This window comes from Cobetia sp. BL01, from assembly GCF_056493605.1.
Genome location: NZ_JBVBEE010000005.1, coordinates 115,129 through 135,819, shown reverse-complemented (window position 1 = coordinate 135,819; position 20,691 = coordinate 115,129). Strand labels below are relative to the sequence as shown.

Genomic DNA, 20,691 nt, shown 5'->3' with positions numbered 1-20,691 from the left:
CAGCCGCGAGACATCAGCCGTTGTGGATAACCTGATGCGCTTGATGGCGACAGCTTAACGCGACTCACGGGCAGGATGCAGCCGCGGCAGTGCCTGGAAGCCGGCATGAAAGGAGCAGGACCGCTAGCGCCAGGGCAGCTGCTGGGCTCCGGGCGCAAGGCCTTTGAGCTCGCGCTCCCGGCCAGCGACCAGACTCTGCCAGGTCGCCTGCTGCGCCGCACGCCATGCCGGTTCCAGCGACATGCCACGAGCCAGGCGCACGGCCAGATGCGAGGCGAGAGTGCAGCCACTGCCATGGAAGCTGCCCGGCAGCCGCGGACAGTCCAGAGACAGCCTGCGATGCTCGCGACGATAGAGACGATGGGTGACGGATGGCTCAGAGAGCGAGGCGTCATCGTGATCCAGGGGGTCAGTCCCGGTGACCAGCACGGCGCCTGCACCTTCCATCAGCAAGCGCTCGGCGAGCTCATTCTCGCCGGCACCCGCAGGACAGGCTGCCAGACGTGCAAGCTCGCCACGATTGGGCGTGATGACATCCACCCGCGCCAGCAGCGTTTCGCGCGCCTGCTGGATCAGCGCTTCACTGGAGAGCTCATGGCCTCCGCCGGCCTTGAGCACCGGGTCCCATACCACCGGAAGCCCGGGCCAGCGCTGGCGAAGTTCATCGATCAGCGTGACCGTCGCCATCAGCGCTTCGTGACTGGCGAGAAGCCCGATCTTGAGCGCCCGAGGCCGAAAATCATCGAGCAGGGCATGCGCCATCGCCAGAATCGACTCGCCTGACTGCGCCATCACTGCCTGGACATTGCCGGAATTCTGTACCGTCAGCGCCGTCGGCACCGTCAGCGCCCAGCCACCACCGGCCCGAATCGCCTCACTGTCGGCGATCAGACCCGCGCCGCCGCTGGGGTCATGGCCCGCCAGCACCAGAACACAGGGCAGTCTTGCTGGGCACTCAGTCATGGCAGCGCTGGCTCTCAGAACGGTTTGACGATGACGCAGATGACGATCACCACCAGCATCAGTACCGGTACTTCATTGAAGAAGCGGAAGTAGCGTGAGGTTCGCTTGCAGGTATCGGCAGCGAACTGCTTCAGGTACAGCCCACAGGCATGGTGATAGCCGACCAGCAGCACGACCATGGCCAGCTTGAGGTGCATCCAGCCCATGCTCATGAAGCTCGGCACCAGTGCCAGCAGCCAGATGCCCAGCACCAGAGTCGCGATCATCGACGGCATCATGATGCCGCGGTAGAGCTTGCGCTCCATGGTCTTGAAGTACTCGATGGCCTTGATGTCGCCGGCATCACGCGCCTGGGCGTGATAGACGTAAAGACGCGGAAGATAGAACAGGGCGGCAAACCAGCACACCACGGCAATCAGATGGAACGCCTTGATCCACAGATACATGGGGAAACTCCGTCAGTCAGGGGCGGAAGATACAAGGAAAGGGGCAGTGTCACTCAACTCGACAGGCCGACAAGGTGCCATGTTCGCAGCGCCGGGCACATGCGGTATCCGGTCACATCCCGAAGCCCTGCCGGATGTCGAGCGCCGATACCGACGACCTGAACCACGCTCGGGTCGAGATCACCCCCTTTCACGGCTTGTATCGATAGTAGCTCTCTATTGCATCACGCGTGATGATACCCGAAATCTTGCGAATCATCGGGGCCGTGGTGTGCTCCACATAGAGCGCATCGACATTGCTCGGCAGCAGCCGCTCATAGGCTTCCGACAGCGTTGCCTGCAGATGGATCGGGGCGAGATCCAGACGCTGGGCTGGAATCTCGAGCAGGTCGAGCGCTTCCTGCTCTCGCCAGTGCTCATCCATCAGCACACGCACCAGATCCGCCGCCGGCAGCGCCACCATCGGCTTTTCCGGCGTCGAACGCGTGACCACCAGCCAGACAGGCTTGCTCTCGAGCAGGGCGCGGGCACGCTCACGAGTGATGCGCCGCGGCACGCTGACCACGGAGCGCTCCATCACCGCCGGCACCGCGACTCGGGAAAGCGCCTGCATCAAGGGTTGCTGAAGCGGGTGCAAGCCCTGCGCCGTCAGCGTCGAGATGAAGAATCCCTGGCAATGGCACAGCTGGCGGCAGGTCAGCCCCGCCACTACCACGGCCAGCATGCCGGGCAGGATGATATTGGGAGAATGCGTCAGTTCGAGCAGTGCCATCAGCGCCGCCAGCGGAGCCTGAAGCACTGCCCCCATCATCGCCGCCATGCCGAGCAGGGCGTAGAGCGCGATGTCCGAGGCCTGGTCCGGCAAGATCCAGCCGCCCAGCATGCCCATCAGGGCACCCGCGGCAGCACCGGCCACCACGACGGGGCCGATGATGCCGATGGGCACTCCACAGGCGACGCATATCGCCGACAGCATCAGCTTGCCGATGACCAGCGCCAGCAGCACATCCAGCGCCAGCTGACCGTCAAGCAGCTGAGCGAGGCTGTCATAGCCGATTCCCTGCACCTGCGGGTACCACCAGGCCACGGCGGCCGTCGAGAGCCCCACCAGTGCCATCCGTCCTGACCATGTCAGACGCGCGGCACGCTCCTGCTGCCGGGCCAGGTGCACGAAACCTCCCGCCAGCAGCCCGATCACCAGTGCCGTGATCACGACCCAGGGGAGATCCAGCAGCGAGTGCAATAGCAGAGAAGGCACCGCGAACGCCGGTTCGGCGCCATAGACGAGCTGCGAGACGACCGCACCCGCGGTCGAAGCCAGAATCACCGGCATGAAGCCTGTCAGGGTGTACTCCATCATCACCACTTCCATGGCGAAGATGACACCGGCGATCGGCGTATTGAAGGAGGCGGAAATTCCCGCTGCCGTGCCACAGGCAACCAGCACTCGCAGACTGTTGTTGGGCAGCTTGAGACGCTCCCCGACCCAGCTGGAAGCGCCAGCCCCGAGGTGGATGGCCGGTCCTTCACGCCCGGCGGACAGGCCACCCAGCACGCTCACGACCCCGACCACGATCTGGTTGAGCCAGGCACGCAGCGGCATCTTGCCCTGATGGTAGGTCAGGCGTTCGATGACATGACCGATACCAAGCTTGCGCTGAGCAGGATGCTGACGACCGAGCACGATGCCGATCACCAGCACGGCCAGCAAGGGCAATGACGCGCGCACCCAGGGCGCCAGGCCCTCGAAGTTTTCCGGACTGTCATCCGGCATGAAGCCGAGTGCCCCCGCGCTCAGCAACAGTCGGAAACCGACCATCAACGAGCCGGTCAGCAGGCCAGCGATCAGTCCCAGCAGACACAGCTGGGGAAGGGCATCGACCGCCGCCAGCTTGCGCCGGAAATTGTCGAGGCTGGGACGAGGCAGATGCGGGCGCGACAGGCGTGACACTCACGACTCCTTGAAAGGCACTGACGATGACGATGAACATCCATGTCGGCAGCACATTACTGCCCGCCTGACACCTGTGTATCATATCGATTGCGCACCGTCGCGACCGTGCACAATCCGACAACCTCGGCACAGCATGGCGCAACGCCTGTCTCGCGCACAGGCCGCAAAAGGTCGCATCAGCAAGCCGGACACACGAGTCACATTCGTATCAACAGGACACCGCTCGAAAGCGGGGAGGCAGCATGATCAAGGTAGGTATCGTCGGCGGCACCGGTTACACCGGAGTGGAGCTCCTCAGGTTGCTGGCCAGCCACCCGCAGGTGGAAGTGACCGTGATCACCTCACGCAGCGAGAAGGGCGTGCGTGTCGACGAGATGTACCCCAATCTGCGCGGCCACTACGACACCCTCGCGTTCAGCGAGCCGGATGCCGAGGTGCTGGCAGCCTGTGACGCCGTGTTCTTCGCCACGCCGCATGGCGTCGCTCATGCGCTGGCCGGCGACCTTCTGGCCCGCGGCACCCGCGTGATCGACCTGTCCGCGGACTTCCGCATCAAGGACGCCGACGTCTGGGCCGAATGGTATGGCCAGCCGCATGGTGCACCGGAACTGCTCGGCGAAGCCGTCTACGGCCTGCCGGAAGTCAATCGCGACGCCATCCGTGAAGCCCGTCTGATCGCGGTGCCGGGCTGCTACCCGACCTCCGTGCAACTGGGGCTCATTCCGCTGCTGGAAGCCGGCCTGATCGAGACCGACAACATCATCGCCGACTGCAAGTCCGCCGTTTCCGGGGCCGGTCGCGGTGCCAAGGTCGGCTCACTGCTGTGTGAAGCCGGCGAGTCCATGAAGGCCTACGGCGCCTCCGGTCACCGTCACCTGCCGGAAATCACCCAGGGGCTGGACATGGCAGCAGGCAGCGCGGTCGGCCTCACCTTCGTCCCGCACCTGACGCCGATGATCCGTGGCATCCACTCCACTCTCTATCCGCGCCTGAGCGGCTTCAGCGGTACGCTGGAAGATCTGCAGGCGCTGTTCGAGCAGCGTTACGCCGATCACCCCGCCGTCGATGTCATGCCGCTGGGTAGCCATCCGGAGACGCGCAGCGTGCGTGGCACCAACCTGTGCCGCATCGCCCTGCATCGTCCGGGCAATGGCGACACCCTGGTCGTGCTGTCGGTGATCGACAATCTGGTCAAGGGCGCATCAGGTCAGGCCATCCAGAACCTCAACCTGATGTTCGGCCTGGATGAGATGACCGGCATCGGGGCGCCGGCGATGATGCCCTGAGCCGCCAGCGTCGCCAGCAAGGCAGCACGTCAGACAAAGTTGACCCTTTTGCTCGGATATAGGGATAATAGGCAGCATTCCGTTCTCTATACCGTGCCGGGCGCTGTCTTCAGCGCCCGGCCTCCGACTCCTTCGAGGAGGCCCGCATGAGCGAAGCACAAAGCTTCATCCCCACGCCGCTGTATCTATCCGAGAGCGCCAAGGCCCGGATCGCTGCGCTGCGCGCGGAAGAAGCCAACCCGGAGCTGCGTCTCAGGGTCTACGTCACTGGCGGTGGTTGTTCCGGCTTCCAGTACGGTTTCGATATCGCCACCGACATGGCTGAGGACGACACCGTGGTCGAGCTGGGCGAAGCCGCGGTCGTGATCGACCCGCTGTCCTACCAGTATCTGGTCGGCTCGACGATCGACTACGAGGAAGGTCTGGCCGGGGCGCGTTTCCTGATCCAGAACCCGAATGCCACCAGCACCTGTGGCTGTGGTTCGTCCTTCATGGTCTGACGGCGCAGCATGACATCCGGCGCGATGCCGCCACCTGATCGCCCCCTATCGGTTTCCGATAGGGGGCGATTTTTTTTCGCCATCTCAGCAGGTTGCGAATGCCAACCCGCCGCATGGCGGCGCTCGCAGACTTGACGGGATCTTGTGCTCTCGTCACTCTGAAAACGCACTACATCCTAAAATCTAAATATAAAGAGGCATGTAAAATGCGTAGATCCCACCTGCTGGCCTCGCTGTCCGGTCTCGCGGCCGCCACCCTGATGGCCAGTGCCGCCCATGCCGTCACCCTCAAGGCCGCGACTGACCCGAGCTTCGTGCCTTTCGAGATGCTCGATCAGGAAAGCGGCAAGATGGTCGGCTTCGATATCGACATCCTCAACGCCATCGGTGAGCGCGCCGGTTTCGATATCGACCTCAAGACCATGGACTTCAATGGCATCATCCCGGCCGTACAGACCGGCAGCGTCGATGTCGCCATCGCCGGCATCACCATCACCGAGGCCCGCGAGAAGATCGTCGACTTCACCGACCCCTATTACGACTCCGGCCTGCGGATCCTGACCTCGGCCAACAATGGCGACATCGAGGGCATCGAGGGGCTGGAAGGCAAGAAGATCGGCACCAAGATCGGCTCCACCAGCTATGACTATCTCACCGCCAATCTGGAAGACTCCACCATCACGCCCTATCCCGGCAGCGCCGACATGTACATGGCACTGATGTCCGGCAGCGTCGATGCCGTCTTCTATGACGCTCCCAATGTCGGCTACTTCGCCAAGACCAAGGGCAACGGTCGCGTGAAGACAGTGGGCCCGCTCTATGAAGGTCAGCAGTACGGCATCGCCTTCACCGAGGGCAGTGAGTGGACCGACGCCGCCAACAAGGCACTGGCCGAGATGAAGTCCGATGGTAGCTACGCCGAGATCTATCAGAAGTGGTTCGGCGCCCTGCCGAGCGACAGCGAATAACGCCATCCTCGCCAGAGTTCTCTGACGCCTTCTTCACCACGAACCATGATTTCTGCCATCCGGACGCCACGGCATGCCAATGGCCGTGGCGTCTGTCCTGACGAGCTCCCCCTCACCATGTCCTGAGGCGCGAGATGATGGTGCCAAGGAGCCCCACGTGGACGTTCAATTCCAGTTTGACTGGCAGGCGGCGATTTCCTCCGTGCCGTACCTGCTCGAGGGGATCCCCTGGACCCTCGCCATTTCCTTCGGTGGCCTGGCCATCGGCTTCGTGCTCGGCATCCTGTTCGGCCTGCTGAGCCTCTCCCCCAGCCGGATACTGCGCTGGGTCGCCACCGCCTATATCGAGATCTTCCGTGGCACCCCGGTACTCGTACAGGTGCTCTTCATCTTCTATGGCCTGCCACAGATCATCGGCGGCCCCATCGATGCCCTGACCGCCGGCATCGCCGCGATCGCCTTGAACTCGGCCGCCTATATCTCGGAAATCGTGCGCGGTGGCGTGCAGTCCATCGCCCGCGGGCAACGCGAGGCCGGACTGTCACTGGGCCTTTCCACCCCCCAGACCTTCCGCTACATCATCTGGCCGCAGGCACTACGTCGCATGATCCCGGCGCTCGGCAATCAGGGGATCGTGTCCATCAAGGACACCTCGCTGTTCTCGGTGATCGGTGTCGGTGAGCTGGTCCGCCAGGGCCAGATCTACATTGCCACCACCTTCAACGCGCTGGAAACCTACTTCATGGTCGCCATGCTCTACCTCGTCATCACGCTGAGCCTGTCCTTCGGGCTACGGATGCTGGAGCGTCGCGGACTGGTGGGCCAATGATCTCTACCGTGCTTTCCCACCAGGCGACAACCGCGCTGACACCCTCTTCCTCTTTCCCGATCAGCCAGCCCTTCGCGCCGGCCAGGAGCGCCTGATGACCGCCATCGTGAACATGCAAAAGATCAACAAGCACTTCGGCAGCCTGCATGTGCTCAAGGACATCGATCTCGAGGTCGCCCAGGGGGAAGTGGTGGTGATCATCGGCGCCAGTGGTTCCGGCAAGTCGACGCTGATCCGCTGCGTGAATGGCCTCGAGGAGTTCCAGGGCGGCAGCATCGAAGTGGACGGACAGTCCTTGATCCCCCACGGCAAGAGCCACCGAGCGCTGAAGACGATTCGCACCGAAGTCGGCATGGTCTTCCAGCAGTTCAATCTCTTTCCGCACATGAAGGTACGTGACAACGTCAGCCTGGCCCCCATCAAGGTGCGCGGCAGTGACCGGGCGACCGCCGAGCGACAGGCCGACACGCTGCTCGAGCGGGTCAATATTCTCGAGCAGGCCGACAAGTACCCCGGCCAGCTGTCAGGCGGCCAGCAGCAACGCGTCGCCATCGCCCGCTCACTGGCGATGGAACCCCGCTTGATGCTGTTCGATGAGCCCACCTCCGCACTGGACCCCGAGATGATCGGGGAGGTGCTGGACGTGATGCGTGAGCTGGCACGCGACGGCATGACGATGATGATCGTCACGCATGAGATGAGCTTCGCGCGTGAAGTCGCGGATCGCGTCGTCTTCATCCACCAGGGCAGCATCGTCGAGGAAGGCACTCCGAGCGAGGTCTTCGACACCCCTCGTCATCCGCGCACCCAGAGCTTCCTGGCACGCGTTCTCAAGCACTGAACCCCCGCTGCCATCTCTTGAGAGAGGCCATGCCCCGACCGTCAGGTCGGGGCTTTTTTTTGCCCGAATGCCACGCCGTGAAGAGGCAATTCCTGGCCAATCCAGAGCATCACCTGGCGATAGACGTGTCTGTTGTGGCCCGAATGACGGGAGTTCTGGCATTCGAAATGAAGTTTTTCGATCTCGACTGACGATTTCGCGCTTTTTTCATGCAACGAAATCAGATGATTCGCCCCGCCTTGGCTGCCTCTCACGTCACGCCCCCAGCCTCGCTGAGGCTCTCGATTCACTTCATCAGTCGCCGAAGGGCCGGTCTTTGACACCGCATGTCCTGACGCGAAAGGCGCTCGAAACATCACCTGCAAGGGGCCGTGGCTGGTGATAACACACGCCTGATGTCAGCCCATGAGTCGTCTGGCCGGCCAGGCACCGGTATGCAAGCCTCAATCACGCCAACAACTATCCACAGCAGTATCATCGTATCTCTCAGGGCACCACTGCTGGGCAGCGTAGCCATTCACTCACGGCTTATCCCCGTACTATCTACAGAGTTGGCGTGTCGAGGTGAAGACGATTTGCCTCTGTGGACATTTTGCGGCATCATCCGCGGCCTTCTGTACGTTAGCCCTTGCAGCACTAGGGGTTGTGGGTAAACTGGCCACTTGTGCACAGCAGGGCAGAAAAGTCCGGTACCAGCACGGTATGAAAACGAGGATAACTGGGCTTGTGGACAAGGCGGTGTTTCATCCACAGGAAGCCACCGGTGGCGTCCTCAGGTAGCACGCATTTTCTCCCCAACTATATCAACATCGTAAGATACTGATTTTTAAGAGATAAAGTCGATTTCCCACTGATTTTGTCCACAACAGTAGTTACAACATCAACAGAACCCCTTTTTCTTTTCTTTATATAATCTTGTTATCCGGAAACCCGAAGGACGTTCGGACACCCCGAAAGACCGGGTTCGAGGAAGCTCACTTCCCAAGGTGTTCGGGATAACGAACGGCAAGACGATCCGACCCAGTCCTCGGGAAAATCCCCTACGCCACACACACTCGACACGGGCTCGACTCACTGTCGTGATTGATGCCCTGAGAGAAACATCCGCGAGTCCACTGCATGGCACGTCTTGCCATGGCACTGTGGAAAACTCCTGACGCTTACCCACAGGCGGTTTATACTGTGCGGCCCGAACGTCATTCGATTGGCTTGCAGGCTCCCCATCGGGTCGAGCTCATGCCGTCTGCGGCGCCTTGTCTTCGCCATGACGTTCGTCAGTCCCGGATTCATCCAGACATCGAGTCATCGTCGTGTCTGGCCGATTTGCCTGATTCGCCACCATGCGAACAGCGCTTCATCCAAGTTTCGTGATACCCCGAGGTGCCAACGTGGATTACCCGAACCGCTTTGACGTGATCGTCATCGGCGGCGGTCATGCCGGTACGGAAGCCGCACTGGCGGCTGCCCGCATGGGCCGTCAGACCCTGCTGCTGACCCATAACATCGAGACCCTGGGGCAGATGTCCTGCAATCCCGCCATCGGTGGGATCGGCAAGAGCCATCTGGTCAAGGAGATCGATGCGCTGGGCGGTGCCATGGGCCTGGCAACCGACATGGCGGGTATCCAGTTCCGCACGCTGAATGCCCGCAAGGGCCCGGCGGTACGTGCCACTCGAGCACAGGCCGACCGGGCGCTGTACAAGGCGGCGATTCGCAACGTGCTGGAGAACCAGCCGAACCTGACGCTGTTCCAGCAGGGTGCGGAAGACCTGATCGTCGAAGGCGAGACCGTACGGGGTGTCGTCACCCAGACCGGCATCCGTTTCCACGCCACCACGGTGGTGCTGGCGACCGGGACCTTCCTCGGTGGCGTGATCCATATCGGCCTGGATCACCATGCCGGTGGACGTGCCGGGGATCCGCCCGCCAATGGCCTGGCGTCACGTCTGCGCGAGCTGCCATTCCGGGTTGATCGGCTCAAGACCGGTACCCCGCCGCGCATCGATGCCAAGAGCGTCGATTTCAGCAAGATGGAAGCTCAGCCGGGTGACGCACCGCGCCCGGTGATGTCCTACATGGGCAGTCGGGAAATGCATCCGGAGCAGGTCAACTGCTTCATCACGCATACCAACGAGCGCACTCACGAGATCATCTTCGCCAATCTCGATCGCTCGCCGATGTACTCCGGCGTCATCGATGGCATCGGGCCGCGTTACTGCCCGTCCATCGAGGACAAGGTGCATCGCTTCGCCGACAAGAACAGCCACCAGGTCTTCATCGAGCCGGAAGGCCTGAATACCCACGAGCTGTACCCCAATGGCATCTCCACCTCGCTGCCCTTCGATACGCAGCTCGAGGTGGTACGCTCGATTCGTGGCATGGAAAACGCGCACATCACGCGTCCCGGCTACGCCATCGAATACGATTTCTTCAATCCCCAGGATCTGCATCACTCCCTGGAGACGCGTTTCATCAAGAATCTGTACTTCGCCGGTCAGATCAACGGCACCACCGGCTATGAAGAAGCCGGTGCCCAGGGCCTGCTGGCAGGCGTCAACGCCGCCTTGCGCGCCACTGACGACGAGGCCTGGCATCCACTGCGCGACGAGGCCTACACCGGCGTGATGGTCGATGACCTGATCACCCTCGGCACTCGCGAGCCGTATCGCATGTTCACCTCACGTGCCGAATATCGTCTGCTGCTGCGCGAGGACAATGCGGATCTGCGTCTGACTGCCAAGGGCCGCGAACTCGGCTTGATCGATGACGCGCGCTGGGCGGCGTTCGAGCAGAAGCGCGAAGCGATCGAGCGCGAGACCGCTCGTCTGCAAAGCACCTGGCTGACGCCGAAGAGCCCGGAGCTGGCCCCGCTGAGCGACAAGCTCAGCTCACCGCTCAAGCGTGAAGCCAGCCTGATGGAGCTGCTCAAGCGTCCGGAGCTCGAGTATCCGGATGTGGCAGGCCTGAAAGGGGAAGGAGTCGACGACTGGCGCATCGCCGAGCAGGTGCAGATCACCGCCAAGTACGCGGGCTACATCCAGCGTCAGCAGGAAGAGATCGACCGCCTGCGTCGTCATGAGCACACCGAATTGCCGGCCAGTCTCGATTACGACTCCGTCGATGGCCTGTCCAACGAGATCAAGCAGAAGCTCAATGAAGCGCGCCCGGCGACGCTTGCCCAGGCAGGCCGCATTTCCGGTGTCACGCCAGCAGCGGTTTCCATCCTGTTGATTCACTTGAAGAAACGGCAGTTGATCAAGGCGGAGACTCCAGCAGATACCGATACGGCTGACACGGGAGTCGCGCAATGAGTCAGACGCTCAACGAGACGCAGCGTGCGCGTTGCGCCCAGTTGCTCAGTCGCGGTGCCAGCGCCATGGGAGTGGCGCTGAGTGATGAGCAGCATGCGCAGCTGATGACGCTGCTGGTGCTGTTGCACAAGTGGAATCGCGCCTATAACCTCACCGCGGTACGTGAGCCGGAGGCGATGGTGACGCGCCATCTGCTGGATAGCCTCAGCGTGCTGCCCCACATCAGCGGGCCACGCCTGCTGGACGTCGGTGCCGGCCCGGGCCTGCCGAGTCTCGTGATCGCGATCATGCGTCCCGACATCGCTGTCGTACCGCTGGATTCGAATGGCAAGAAGGTGCGTTTCCAGATTCAGGCCGGCCACGAGCTGGGCCTGAACAACCTGAGCCCGACTCAGGTGCGTATCGAAGCCTATGATGGCGCGCCCTTCGAGCAGATCATCTCGCGGGCCTTCGCCGATACCGACGCCTTCGTCAATCTGTCAGGCGCCGTACTGGCAGAAGGCGGCGAATGGCTGGCGATGAAAGGTCGCATCCCCAATGACGAGATCGCACGGTTGCCGGCGGGTGTCTCGCTGGTCGAGACGCTCAGACTGTGTGTCCCGGGAGAAGAAGGTGAACGTCACCTTCTGCGCTTGAAACGCGACTGACCGCTCGTCTCGCGGCGCGTGCAGGGATTGTGCCGGGCGCAAAAGGCAGGCAGCCTGAGGCTCTGGGAGGGCAGATCCATGATCTGCCCTCGTGAGCATGCGGCTGGTGCCAAAGGCCCCGCTTCTCAAGGAACCAAGGAAGTCGCTCGTGACCAAGATCATCGCGCTGACCAACCAGAAAGGTGGTGTCGGCAAGACCACGACAGCCGTCAATCTCGCCGCTTCGCTGGCGGCGCTCGATCGCCGCGTATTGCTGATCGACCTCGACCCCCAGGGCCACGCCACCATGGGCAGTGGCATCGACAAGCATGACCTGGAAGGCAGCGTGCTGGACGTGCTGCTGGGTGAACTGCGGGCCAGCGACGTGATTCTCGACTGCCCGGATGCCGGCTATGCCCTGTTGCCGGGCAATGGCGATCTCACGGCCGCCGAAGTCGACCTGCTGGATGTCGAAGGGCGCGAGCGGCGTCTTGCCGAGGCACTCGCCCCGATCGCCTCGGAATATGACGTGGTGCTGATCGACTGCCCGCCCTCGCTCAACATGCTGACCGTCAATGCCCTGACCGCCGCCCATGGCGTCCTGATTCCCCTTCAGTGCGAGTTCTATGCTCTGGAAGGCCTGTCAGCGCTGCTGGATACCGTCGAGCAGATACAGGGCAACGTGAATCCGGCCCTCGACGTGTTCGGGATCGTGCGCACCATGTACGACGCCCGCAACAGTCTGACCCGCGATGTCAGCAAGCAACTTTCCGATTACTTTGGCGATACCCTGATCAAGGCCACCATTCCACGCAACGTGCGGGTGGCCGAAGCGCCGAGCCATGGTCTGCCGGTCACCAAGTACGCGCGTCTGTCGCGTGGCAGCCAGGCCTATCGCGTGCTCGCCAAGGAATTGATTCGTCGTCTCTCGCTGTAACTTCACCGAGGAAGGTCCATGACGCGTAAGCGTGCCCTGGGAAGGGGCCTGGATGCCCTGATCGGCGCTGGCAATCGCCGCCGCCATGCCGAATCTGATGCCGAAGGCGCCCTGCCGGCGGCCACGACTGACGCCTTGTCGCCCGACGGCGGGAATGCCGCTGGTGGTGCGACGGATACCGGGGCCGAGGCAGCCGTGCTGTCCGGCGAGCGCCTCGAGCGCCTGCCACTGGGGCAGTTGCAACGTGGCAAGTACCAGCCGCGGCGTGACATCCAGCCGGAAGCGCTGGAAGAACTGGCGGATTCCATTCGCGCCCAGGGGGTCATGCAGCCCATCGTGGTGCGGCCCATCGCGGAAGGACGTTACGAGATCATCGCGGGTGAACGGCGGTGGCGGGCGTCTCAGCTGGCGGAACTGGACACCATTCCGGCCGTCATCCGGGAAGGCATCAGTGACGAGATCGCGCTGGCTCTGGCGCTGATCGAGAACATCCAGCGCGAGAATCTCAATCCGGTCGAAGAGGCCATGGCGCTCAAGCGCCTGCTCGACGAGTTCGAACTGACTCAGCAGCAGGTCGGGGATGCCGTCGGTCGCTCACGTGCGCAAGTGGCCAACCTGTTGCGTCTGCTGACGCTGGACCAGGAAGTGCAGACACTGCTGGAACGCGGTGAGCTGGACATGGGCCATGCCCGCACCCTGATCGGGCTCAGTCCTGCACGTCAGCGAAAGCTGGCTCATGAGGTGGTCGAGCGTGAGCTGACCGTGCGCCAGACGGAGGCGCTGGTGAAAAGCGTGCAGAAAGGAGAGCAGACCAAGCCTTCCGCGCCCAGGCCAGATGCGGACATCCAGCGCCTGGAGACCCGGCTGTCAGAGCAGTTGGGGGCGGCGGTCAATATCCGTCATGGCAAGAGCGGCAAGGGCAAGGTCACCATCTCCTATACCAGCCTGGATGAGCTGGATGGCATTCTCGGTCATATCCACTAGGCATGGCGTGCCTTCGGTGCAGGTGATCGGCTGACATCGAATCTTTCCGTGCTTCTCTGGTCGTTTTCGTGGCCCTGTGACGCATTGTCGCAGGGCCACGAAGTGCGTTTCTCTGACCGGAGCGGCAAGATCGTCTTGACGGCGGGTTGTGATAGGCGCAACCCTACGTCGCCTGCATCGCAAGCGACTGTCAACGTAAGCCAACTGTCATCTGTTTCACGCAAGATGGTGAGGCTTTGGTCGTAAGCTTGCGAAAGATCAAGGAATTTAGCCGGCAGTTTGGTTGATGGCGATGCGGCGCTCCCCTATAATCCGGCGAGTTTGCTCCCCGGCTGCAGGATGCGCAGTGACAGGGATTGGCGAGAGTCATCACTGCGATGGACAGGTTCACGATGCACAAGACGACACCCGCTGCCTTGCGACGCCCTCAGGTCGCGCGACTTCTCTGGGGCCAGGCGCTGGTGATTCTGTGTGCCGTACTCCTGTCCTGGGTGAGCAAGGGAAGCGGCGCGGCATTGTCTGCCCTGTGTGGTGGCCTGGTCTGCCTGCTGCCCAACCTGTTCTTTGCCTGGCGTTCATTGCGCGTGACGGGTGCACGTTACGCCCAGGCGATGGTCAAGGCCTTCTATCAGGCTGAGGCCGGTAAGTTCGGTTTGACGGCCGTATTGTTTGCATTCTTCTTCATTGCAGTGCCGCCCTCAAACCCCGCTTTATTTTTTTGCGCTTACGTGGCGGCAATGGCGGTTCACTGGCTGGGCCCCTGGCTGGTGAAGCGAACACCGTACACACGAACCTGAGGCAGAGTAATGGCAGGCACCAACCCGAGTCCCTCCGAATATATTCAGCACCACCTGCAGAATCTGACGTTCGGTAACCACCCCGAACACGGGTGGTCCATGGCGCACAGTGCCCAGGAAGCCTCCGACATGGGCTTCTGGGCCATCCATCTGGACACCATGGGCTGGTCCATCGGGCTGGGTCTGATCTTCCTGTGCCTGTTCCGCAAGGTCGCCAAGTCCGCGACCACCGGCGTGCCGAGTGGTCTGCAGAACTTCGTCGAGCTGATGGTCGAGTTCGTCGATCAGTCCGTCAAGGAGACCTTCCACGGTCGTTCCCGCTTGATCGCGCCGCTGTCGCTGACGATCTTCTGCTGGATCTTCCTGATGAACCTGATGGACCTGGTCCCCGTCGACTGGCTGCCGGGCGTTGCTGCCAAGGTTGGCGAGATGTTCGGCGCCGATCCGGCTCACGTGTTCTTCAAGGTGGTACCGTCCACCGACATCAACGCCACACTGGGCATGTCACTGTCCGTGTTCGCGCTGATCATCTTCTACTCCATTCGCGTCAAGGGCCTCAAGGGCTTCGTGGCCGAACTGACGCTGCACCCGTTCAATACCCCGAACAAGTTGGCACAGATCGCGCTGATCCCGGTCAACTTCCTGCTTGAATTCGTGACGCTGATCGCCAAGCCGATCTCTCTGGCGCTGCGTCTGTTCGGTAACATGTATGCAGGCGAGTTGATCTTCATTCTGATCTCGCTGGTCGGTATCTGGCAGCTGCCGCTCCACTTCCCGTGGGCAGTCTTCCATATCCTGGTCATCACCTTGCAGGCATTCATCTTCATGATGCTGACCATCGTCTATCTGAGCATGGCCAGCGAAGATCACTGATGTACCCGCCCCGTGCCATTCGTGGCGCGGGGCAAGATTTCCGAGCTCTGCTCACACCCTCAACCCTTGACTTAAACTTGACTAAAACTGGAGTTCCACAATGGAAGCACAAGTTCTTGGCATGACCGCTATCGCCGTCTCCCTGCTGATCGGTCTGGGCGCCCTGGGCACCGCCATCGGTTTCGGTATCCTCGGTGGCAAGTTCCTGGAAGGCGCCGCGCGTCAGCCGGAAATGATCCCGCAGCTGCAGGTCAAGATGTTCATCGTCGCTGGGCTGCTGGATGCCGTGACCATGATCGGTGTCGGTATCGCGCTGTTCTTCACCTTCGCCAACCCGTTTGTCGGTTAAACATCGGCTGGCCACAGGCCAACCGTGTTTATGACCCAACAATCGTGAAGCGAGAGGTGCTGGCGTGAATCTGAACTTAACCCTGATTGGTCAGGCCATCGCCTTTGCGGTCTTCGTTTTCTTCTGCATGAAGTATGTCTGGCCGCCGGTCACACAGGCTCTGGCAGAACGTCAGAAGAAGATTGCAGATGGTCTGGATGCTGCCAGCCGTGCTACCCGTGACCTCGAACTGGCGCAGGAAAAAGCCAGCGAGACACTGCGGGAAAGCAAGGAAGAAGCAGCAAGCATCATTGAGCAGGCGCACAAGCGTTCCAACCAGATGATCGAGGAAGCTCGTGAAGCTGCCCGTGCCGAAGGCGAGCGTATGGTCGCTCAGGCGCGCGCAGAGATCACCCAGGAGATCAACCAGGCCAAGGACGAGCTCCGTGGTCAGGTCGCATCTCTGGCAGTGATCGGTGCAGAGCGCATCCTGGAATCCTCCATCGACGAAGCCAAGCACCGCGAGCTGATTGACAAACTCGCTGCTGAGCTCTGAGGAGACTGATTCCATGGCTGAAACGTCTACCTCCACCGCGGCTCGCCCGTACGCCAAGGCGGCGTTCGAGTTTGCACGCGGCCAGCAGGCGCTAGAGGCCTGGTCCGGAATGTTGTCGACAGCGGCGAACGTCGCTGTCGACGCGACCGTCAAGGCGGTGCTCGACAACCCGAAGCTCTCTACCGAGCACAAGGTCGACACCTTCATTGACGTGTGCGGCGACGCGTTGGACGACAACGCACGCAACTTCATCCGGACTCTCGGTGAGCAGGACCGCCTCGCGGCCCTGCCCTCCGTGGCCGAATTGTTCGAGGCCCAGAAGGCCGAGCAGGAACAGCGTGTCGAGGTGACCCTGGTGTCCGCCTTTGCACTGGAAAGCGAGCAGGAAGAGAAGCTCGCCACCGCCCTGCGCAAGCGTCTGAACCGCGACATCTCCATTACCACTCAGGTGGATAGTACGCTGCTCGGCGGCGTCATCATCCGTGCCGGAGATACCGTCATTGACGGCTCCGTGCGCGGCAAGCTGGCCCGGCTTTCCGAAGCACTGAACTCCTGAGTCCGAGGGACATGGCATGCAGCAACTGAATCCTTCCGAGATCAGCGACATCATCAAGCAGCGTATCGAAAAGCTTGACGTCGCATCCGAAGCCCGTAATCAGGGCACCATCGTCAGCGTCTCCGACGGCATCGTGCAGATCCACGGCCTCGCAGACGTCATGTTCGGTGAGATGATTGAATTCCCGGGTGGCGTCTTCGGTATGGCGCTCAACCTTGAGCGTGATAGCGTCGGCGCTGTCGTCCTGGGCGACTACCTGCAACTCGAAGAAGGCATGACCGCGCAGTGCACCGGTCGCATTCTCGAAGTGCCGGTGGGTCCGGAAATGGTCGGCCGTGTGGTCGATGCTCTGGGTAACCCGATTGACGGCAAAGGCCCGATCGACGCCAAGCTGACTGACGCGGTCGAGAAGGTCGCTCCGGGCGTCATCGCCCGTGAGCCGGTCGACCAGCCGGTGCAGACTGGTCTGAAGTCCATCGATGCCATGGTGCCGATCGGCCGTGGTCAGCGTGAGCTGATCATCGGTGACCGCCAGATCGGTAAGTCCGCCATCGCGATTGATGCCATCATCAATCAGAAGGGCAAGGGCATTACCTGCGTCTACGTCGCCGTCGGCCAGAAGCAGTCCACCATCGCCAACGTCGTGCGCAAGCTCGAAGAGCACGGCGCGATGGAACACACCATCATCGTCGCGGCTGGTGCCTCCGACCCGGCTGCCATGCTGTTCCTGGCACCGTACGCCGGTTGCACCATGGGCGAGTACTTCCGCGACCGCGGCGAAGACGCGATGATCGTCTATGACGATCTGACCAAGCAGGCATGGGCGTATCGTCAGATCTCCCTGCTGCTCAAGCGTCCGCCGGGCCGTGAAGCCTACCCGGGTGATGTCTTCTATCTCCACTCCCGTCTGCTTGAGCGTTCTGCACGCGTCAACGCCGATTATGTCGAGCAGTTCACCAAGGGTGAAGTGAAAGGCAAGACCGGCTCCCTGACCGCGCTGCCGATCATCGAGACCCAGGGTGGCGACGTCTCCGCGTTCGTTCCGACCAACGTGATCTCCATCACCGACGGTCAGATCTTCCTCGAGACCAGCCTGTTCAACTCCGGTATCCGTCCGTCCATCAACGCGGGTCTGTCTGTTTCCCGTGTCGGTGGTGCTGCCCAGACCAAGATCATCAAGAAGTTGGGTGGTGGTGTGCGTCTGGCACTGGCTCAGTACCGTGAACTGGCAGCCTTCTCGCAGTTCGCCTCCGATCTGGACGAAGCGACCCGCAAGCAGCTCGAGCACGGTCAGCGTGTCACCGAGCTCATGAAGCAGAAGCAGTACTCTCCGATGTCCGTGGCCGACATGGCGATCTCGCTGTTCGCGGCCAACGAAGGCTACCTGGACGACGTCGAAGTCGCCAAGGTGCTGGGCTTCGAGAAAGCGCTGCTTGACTACATGCGCTCCGAGCACGCGGATCTTCTGGACAAGATCAATCAGTCCGGCGGCTACGATGACGAGATCAAGAATGGTCTCAAGGCTGGCGTCGAGAAGTTCAAGGCGACCCAGAGCTGGTAAGTGACATGGCCCGGCCAGTCCGGGCCTTGTCGTTTCCCTTCGGGTGGCATGAATAAGGCAGATCGCTATGGCAGCTGCAAAAGAGATTCGCTCCCAGATCGGGAGCATCAAAAATACGCAAAAGATCACCAGCGCCATGGAAATGGTGGCTGCGTCGAAGATGCGTAAAGCGCAGGATCGCATGGCGGCCAGCCAGCCTTATGCCCATCAGATCCGCAAGGTTGTAGGACACATCGCCCGGGCCAACCCGGAATATCGCCATCCGTATCTGATGGAACGCGATGTGAAGCGTGTCGGTTATATCGTGGTCTCCAGTGATCGCGGCCTGTGTGGTGGCCTGAACGCCAATCTGTTCAAGGCTGTCACCAAGCATGCGAAGAGCTGGCGCGACCAGGGTGTCGAGGTGGACTTCTGTGCCCTCGGCTCCAAGGCCGGTACCTTCTTCCGCAACTACGGTGGCAACCTGCTTGCCGCCAAGTCCGGTCTCGGGGATTCCCCGGGTACCCAGGATCTGATCGGTAGCGTCAAGGCCATGCTGGACGCATTCGACGAGGGCAGCCTCGACCGTCTGTACGTGGTGTTCAACGAGTTCGTCAACACCATGACGCAGAAGCCGGTCGTGCGTCAGCTGCTTCCTCTCGAAGCTGATCAGAACGACGAAGAAACCGGTCCCACTACATGGGACTACCTGTATGAGCCGGATGCCGTCTCGTTGCTCGACAAGCTGCTCAAGCGCTATGTCGAGGCCCAGGTCTATCAGGCCGTGGTCGAGAACATCGCCTGCGAACAGGCAGCGCGAATGATCGCAATGAAGAGTGCGACCGATAACGCCGGCGACCTGATCGACGACCTCCAGCTGGTCTACAACAAGGCCCGCCAGGCAGCGATCACTCAGGAAATCTCCGAGATCGTATCCGGTGCCGCCGCCGTCTGATGACAGCGTGGCAACAGGCAAGCAGGTTTCAATCGCAGGTTTAAGAGGAACCAGGAATGAGCGGACGTATCGTACAAATCATCGGCGCGGTGATTGACGTCGAGTTTCCGCGGGACGCAGTGCCCAAGGTCTACGACGCCCTGAACGTCGCCGATAGCGAGACCGTACTCGAAGTCCAGCAGCAGCTGGGCGACGGCGTGGTCCGAACTATCGCAATGGGTTCGACCGAAGGCCTCAAGCGCAGTCTCGTAGTTGAGAGCACTGGTGCTCCGATCTCCGTGCCGGTCGGCACGGCGACTCTGGGTCGCATCATGAACGTGCTGGGTCAGCCGATCGATGAAGCGGGTGACGTGGGTGCGGATGAGCACATGCCGATCCACCGTGCAGCCCCGAGCTTCGCGGAACAGGCAGCATCAAACGAGCTGCTGGAAACCGGCATCAAGGTCATCGACCTGGTCTGCCCGTTCGCCAAGGGCGGCAAGGTCGGCCTGTTCGGCGGCGCCGGTGTCGGCAAGACCGTCAACATGATGGAGCTGATCCGTAACATCGCCACCGAGCACAGCGGTTACTCCGTGTTCGCGGGCGTGGGTGAGCGTACTCGTGAAGGTAACGATTTCTTCCACGAAATGAAGGAATCCAACGTTCTCGACAAGGTTGCCCTGGTCTACGGTCAGATGAACGAGCCGCCCGGCAACCGTCTGCGCGTAGCACTGACCGGCCTGACCATCGCCGAGAAGTTCCGTGACGAAGGTCGTGACGTTCTGCTGTTCGTCGACAACATCTATCGTTACACCCTGGCAGGGACCGAAGTGTCCGCACTGCTGGGTCGTATGCCGTCCGCGGTGGGTTATCAGCCGACACTGGCGGAAGAGATGGGCGTCCTGCAGGAGCGCATCACTTCTACCAAGACCGGCTCGATCACTTCCGTGCAGGCCGTCTACGTCCCCGCGGATGACTTGACCGACCCATCTCCGGCGACCACCTTCTCGCACCTTGACGCGACTGTCGTACTGTCTCGTCAGATTGCCGAGCTGGGTATCTATCCGGCCGTTGACCCGCTCGACTCCACCTCTCGTCAGCTCGACCCGCTGGTCGTCGGCGAGGAGCACTACAACACTGCCCGTAACGTTCAGGGTGTGTTGCAGCGCTACAAGGAGCTGAAGGACATCATCGCCATCCTCGGGATGGACGAGCTGTCTGACGAAGACAAGCAGACCGTGGCACGTGCGCGCAAGATCCAGCGCTTCCTGTCACAGCCGTTCTTCGTGGCGGAAATCTTCACCGGCGCGCCGGGCAAGTACGTGTCCCTCAAGGACACCATCCGCGGCTTCCAGGGTATCCTGGACGGCGAATATGACGCACTGCCGGAGCAGGCGTTCTACATGGTCGGCACCATCGACGAAGCTGTCGAGAAAGCCAAGGGCATGTAATTTCCCTGTTC

21 protein-coding genes are annotated in these 20,691 nt (G+C 61.6%); 17 read left to right on the top strand and 4 right to left on the bottom strand.

The window, feature by feature from the left end; genetic code table 11:
- Nucleotides 1-123: 123 nt before the first annotated feature.
- The 3 genes from thiD to ACZYGA_RS11215 form a co-directional block, all read right to left on the bottom strand.
- Nucleotides 124-963: a bifunctional hydroxymethylpyrimidine kinase/phosphomethylpyrimidine kinase gene (gene thiD / locus ACZYGA_RS11225; RefSeq protein ID WP_479399208.1), complete on the bottom strand. Its 840-nt coding sequence runs from the start codon at nt 961-963 to the stop codon at nt 124-126.
- Between the two features lie 14 nt (nt 964-977).
- Nucleotides 978-1,409 carry a protoporphyrinogen oxidase HemJ gene (gene hemJ / locus ACZYGA_RS11220; protein WP_084209561.1) on the bottom strand — a complete coding sequence of 144 codons (432 nt, stop codon included), beginning with the start codon at nt 1,407-1,409 and terminating at the stop codon, nt 978-980.
- Nucleotides 1,410-1,599: 190 nt separating this feature from the next.
- Nucleotides 1,600-3,360, bottom strand: a complete 1,761-nt coding sequence (locus ACZYGA_RS11215) for a chloride channel protein (RefSeq protein WP_077379782.1) — start codon at nt 3,358-3,360, stop codon at nt 1,600-1,602.
- 245 nt (nt 3,361-3,605) lie between these two features.
- Between ACZYGA_RS11215 and argC the strand changes: the two genes are divergently transcribed.
- The 5 genes from argC to ACZYGA_RS11190 all read left to right on the top strand — a co-directional run bounded on the left by argC (nt 3,606) and on the right by ACZYGA_RS11190 (nt 7,787).
- Nucleotides 3,606-4,649, top strand: a complete 1,044-nt coding sequence (argC, locus tag ACZYGA_RS11210) for an N-acetyl-gamma-glutamyl-phosphate reductase (RefSeq protein WP_077379784.1) — start codon at nt 3,606-3,608, stop codon at nt 4,647-4,649.
- Between the two features lie 146 nt (nt 4,650-4,795).
- Complete coding sequence (erpA, locus tag ACZYGA_RS11205; RefSeq protein ID WP_077379786.1) at nt 4,796-5,149, top strand: iron-sulfur cluster insertion protein ErpA; 354 nt, start codon at nt 4,796-4,798, stop codon at nt 5,147-5,149.
- A gap of 206 nt (nt 5,150-5,355) precedes the next feature.
- Entirely contained in the window at nt 5,356-6,117 is a 762-nt protein-coding gene (locus ACZYGA_RS11200; protein ID WP_479399206.1) for a transporter substrate-binding domain-containing protein, read from the top strand.
- A gap of 157 nt (nt 6,118-6,274) precedes the next feature.
- Nucleotides 6,275-6,946, top strand: a complete 672-nt coding sequence (locus tag ACZYGA_RS11195) for an amino acid ABC transporter permease (protein ID WP_077379791.1) — start codon at nt 6,275-6,277, stop codon at nt 6,944-6,946.
- A gap of 94 nt (nt 6,947-7,040) precedes the next feature.
- Entirely contained in the window at nt 7,041-7,787 is a 747-nt protein-coding gene (locus ACZYGA_RS11190) for an amino acid ABC transporter ATP-binding protein (protein ID WP_479399205.1), read from the top strand.
- 41 nt (nt 7,788-7,828) lie between these two features.
- On the opposite strand, the gene ACZYGA_RS11185 is transcribed toward ACZYGA_RS11190, so the two are convergent.
- Nucleotides 7,829-8,110, bottom strand: a complete 282-nt coding sequence (locus ACZYGA_RS11185) for a hypothetical protein (protein WP_404626175.1) — start codon at nt 8,108-8,110, stop codon at nt 7,829-7,831.
- A 1,065-nt stretch (nt 8,111-9,175) separates the two neighbouring features.
- On the opposite strand from ACZYGA_RS11185, the gene mnmG reads away from it, so the two are divergent.
- From mnmG to atpD, 12 genes are all read left to right on the top strand, one after another.
- The gene (mnmG, locus tag ACZYGA_RS11180; protein WP_077379795.1) at nt 9,176-11,098 is read left to right on the top strand and encodes a tRNA uridine-5-carboxymethylaminomethyl(34) synthesis enzyme MnmG; all 1,923 of its coding nucleotides are present in this window, start codon (nt 9,176-9,178) and stop codon (nt 11,096-11,098) included.
- On the top strand, nt 11,095-11,745 hold the full coding sequence (gene rsmG, locus ACZYGA_RS11175) for a 16S rRNA (guanine(527)-N(7))-methyltransferase RsmG (RefSeq protein ID WP_077379797.1): 651 nt from the start codon (nt 11,095-11,097) through the stop codon (nt 11,743-11,745). Before mnmG ends, rsmG begins: the two co-directional genes overlap by 4 nt.
- A gap of 148 nt (nt 11,746-11,893) precedes the next feature.
- The gene (locus ACZYGA_RS11170; RefSeq protein WP_077379799.1) at nt 11,894-12,661 is read left to right on the top strand and encodes a ParA family protein; all 768 of its coding nucleotides are present in this window, start codon (nt 11,894-11,896) and stop codon (nt 12,659-12,661) included.
- An 18-nt stretch (nt 12,662-12,679) separates the two neighbouring features.
- Nucleotides 12,680-13,645 (top strand): ParB/RepB/Spo0J family partition protein, encoded by a 966-nt coding sequence (locus tag ACZYGA_RS11165; protein ID WP_084209564.1) that lies wholly within the window; start codon nt 12,680-12,682, stop codon nt 13,643-13,645.
- A 392-nt stretch (nt 13,646-14,037) separates the two neighbouring features.
- Entirely contained in the window at nt 14,038-14,442 is a 405-nt protein-coding gene (locus ACZYGA_RS11160) for an ATP synthase subunit I (RefSeq protein ID WP_077380014.1), read from the top strand.
- Nucleotides 14,443-14,451: 9 nt separating this feature from the next.
- A complete protein-coding gene (gene atpB, locus ACZYGA_RS11155) occupies nt 14,452-15,315 on the top strand; it encodes a F0F1 ATP synthase subunit A (protein WP_077379803.1) in 864 nt (287 codons plus the stop codon).
- 100 nt (nt 15,316-15,415) lie between these two features.
- Nucleotides 15,416-15,664 carry a F0F1 ATP synthase subunit C gene (gene atpE / locus ACZYGA_RS11150; protein WP_011508579.1) on the top strand — a complete coding sequence of 83 codons (249 nt, stop codon included), beginning with the start codon at nt 15,416-15,418 and terminating at the stop codon, nt 15,662-15,664.
- Nucleotides 15,665-15,728: 64 nt separating this feature from the next.
- Complete coding sequence (locus tag ACZYGA_RS11145) at nt 15,729-16,199, top strand: F0F1 ATP synthase subunit B (protein ID WP_065392628.1); 471 nt, start codon at nt 15,729-15,731, stop codon at nt 16,197-16,199.
- A gap of 13 nt (nt 16,200-16,212) precedes the next feature.
- A complete protein-coding gene (locus ACZYGA_RS11140) occupies nt 16,213-16,755 on the top strand; it encodes a F0F1 ATP synthase subunit delta (RefSeq protein WP_077379805.1) in 543 nt (180 codons plus the stop codon).
- Between the two features lie 16 nt (nt 16,756-16,771).
- A complete protein-coding gene (gene atpA / locus ACZYGA_RS11135) occupies nt 16,772-18,316 on the top strand; it encodes a F0F1 ATP synthase subunit alpha (protein WP_065392630.1) in 1,545 nt (514 codons plus the stop codon).
- A 67-nt stretch (nt 18,317-18,383) separates the two neighbouring features.
- Nucleotides 18,384-19,250 (top strand): F0F1 ATP synthase subunit gamma, encoded by an 867-nt coding sequence (atpG, locus tag ACZYGA_RS11130; protein ID WP_065392631.1) that lies wholly within the window; start codon nt 18,384-18,386, stop codon nt 19,248-19,250.
- Between the two features lie 56 nt (nt 19,251-19,306).
- The gene (atpD, locus tag ACZYGA_RS11125; protein ID WP_479399203.1) at nt 19,307-20,680 is read left to right on the top strand and encodes a F0F1 ATP synthase subunit beta; all 1,374 of its coding nucleotides are present in this window, start codon (nt 19,307-19,309) and stop codon (nt 20,678-20,680) included.
- Nucleotides 20,681-20,691 lie beyond the last annotated feature (11 nt).

What these genes read in the sequence shown, in the direction of transcription:
- ACZYGA_RS11160 (WP_077380014.1), top strand. Translation starts at nt 14,038, where the DNA reads ATGCACAAGACGACACCCGCTGCCTTGCGACGCCCTCAGGTCGCGCGA.
- argC (WP_077379784.1), top strand. Translation starts at nt 3,606, where the DNA reads ATGATCAAGGTAGGTATCGTCGGCGGCACCGGTTACACCGGAGTGGAG.
- thiD (WP_479399208.1), bottom strand. Translation starts at nt 963, where the DNA reads ATGACTGAGTGCCCAGCAAGACTGCCCTGTGTTCTGGTGCTGGCGGGC.
- ACZYGA_RS11165 (WP_084209564.1), top strand. Translation starts at nt 12,680, where the DNA reads ATGACGCGTAAGCGTGCCCTGGGAAGGGGCCTGGATGCCCTGATCGGC.
- atpG (WP_065392631.1), top strand. Translation starts at nt 18,384, where the DNA reads ATGGCAGCTGCAAAAGAGATTCGCTCCCAGATCGGGAGCATCAAAAAT.
- erpA (WP_077379786.1), top strand. Translation starts at nt 4,796, where the DNA reads ATGAGCGAAGCACAAAGCTTCATCCCCACGCCGCTGTATCTATCCGAG.
- atpD (WP_479399203.1), top strand. Translation starts at nt 19,307, where the DNA reads ATGAGCGGACGTATCGTACAAATCATCGGCGCGGTGATTGACGTCGAG.
- rsmG (WP_077379797.1), top strand. Translation starts at nt 11,095, where the DNA reads ATGAGTCAGACGCTCAACGAGACGCAGCGTGCGCGTTGCGCCCAGTTG.
- hemJ (WP_084209561.1), bottom strand. Translation starts at nt 1,409, where the DNA reads ATGTATCTGTGGATCAAGGCGTTCCATCTGATTGCCGTGGTGTGCTGG.
- ACZYGA_RS11190 (WP_479399205.1), top strand. Translation starts at nt 7,041, where the DNA reads ATGACCGCCATCGTGAACATGCAAAAGATCAACAAGCACTTCGGCAGC.
- atpA (WP_065392630.1), top strand. Translation starts at nt 16,772, where the DNA reads ATGCAGCAACTGAATCCTTCCGAGATCAGCGACATCATCAAGCAGCGT.
- atpB (WP_077379803.1), top strand. Translation starts at nt 14,452, where the DNA reads ATGGCAGGCACCAACCCGAGTCCCTCCGAATATATTCAGCACCACCTG.
- ACZYGA_RS11200 (WP_479399206.1), top strand. Translation starts at nt 5,356, where the DNA reads ATGCGTAGATCCCACCTGCTGGCCTCGCTGTCCGGTCTCGCGGCCGCC.
- ACZYGA_RS11140 (WP_077379805.1), top strand. Translation starts at nt 16,213, where the DNA reads ATGGCTGAAACGTCTACCTCCACCGCGGCTCGCCCGTACGCCAAGGCG.
- atpE (WP_011508579.1), top strand. Translation starts at nt 15,416, where the DNA reads ATGGAAGCACAAGTTCTTGGCATGACCGCTATCGCCGTCTCCCTGCTG.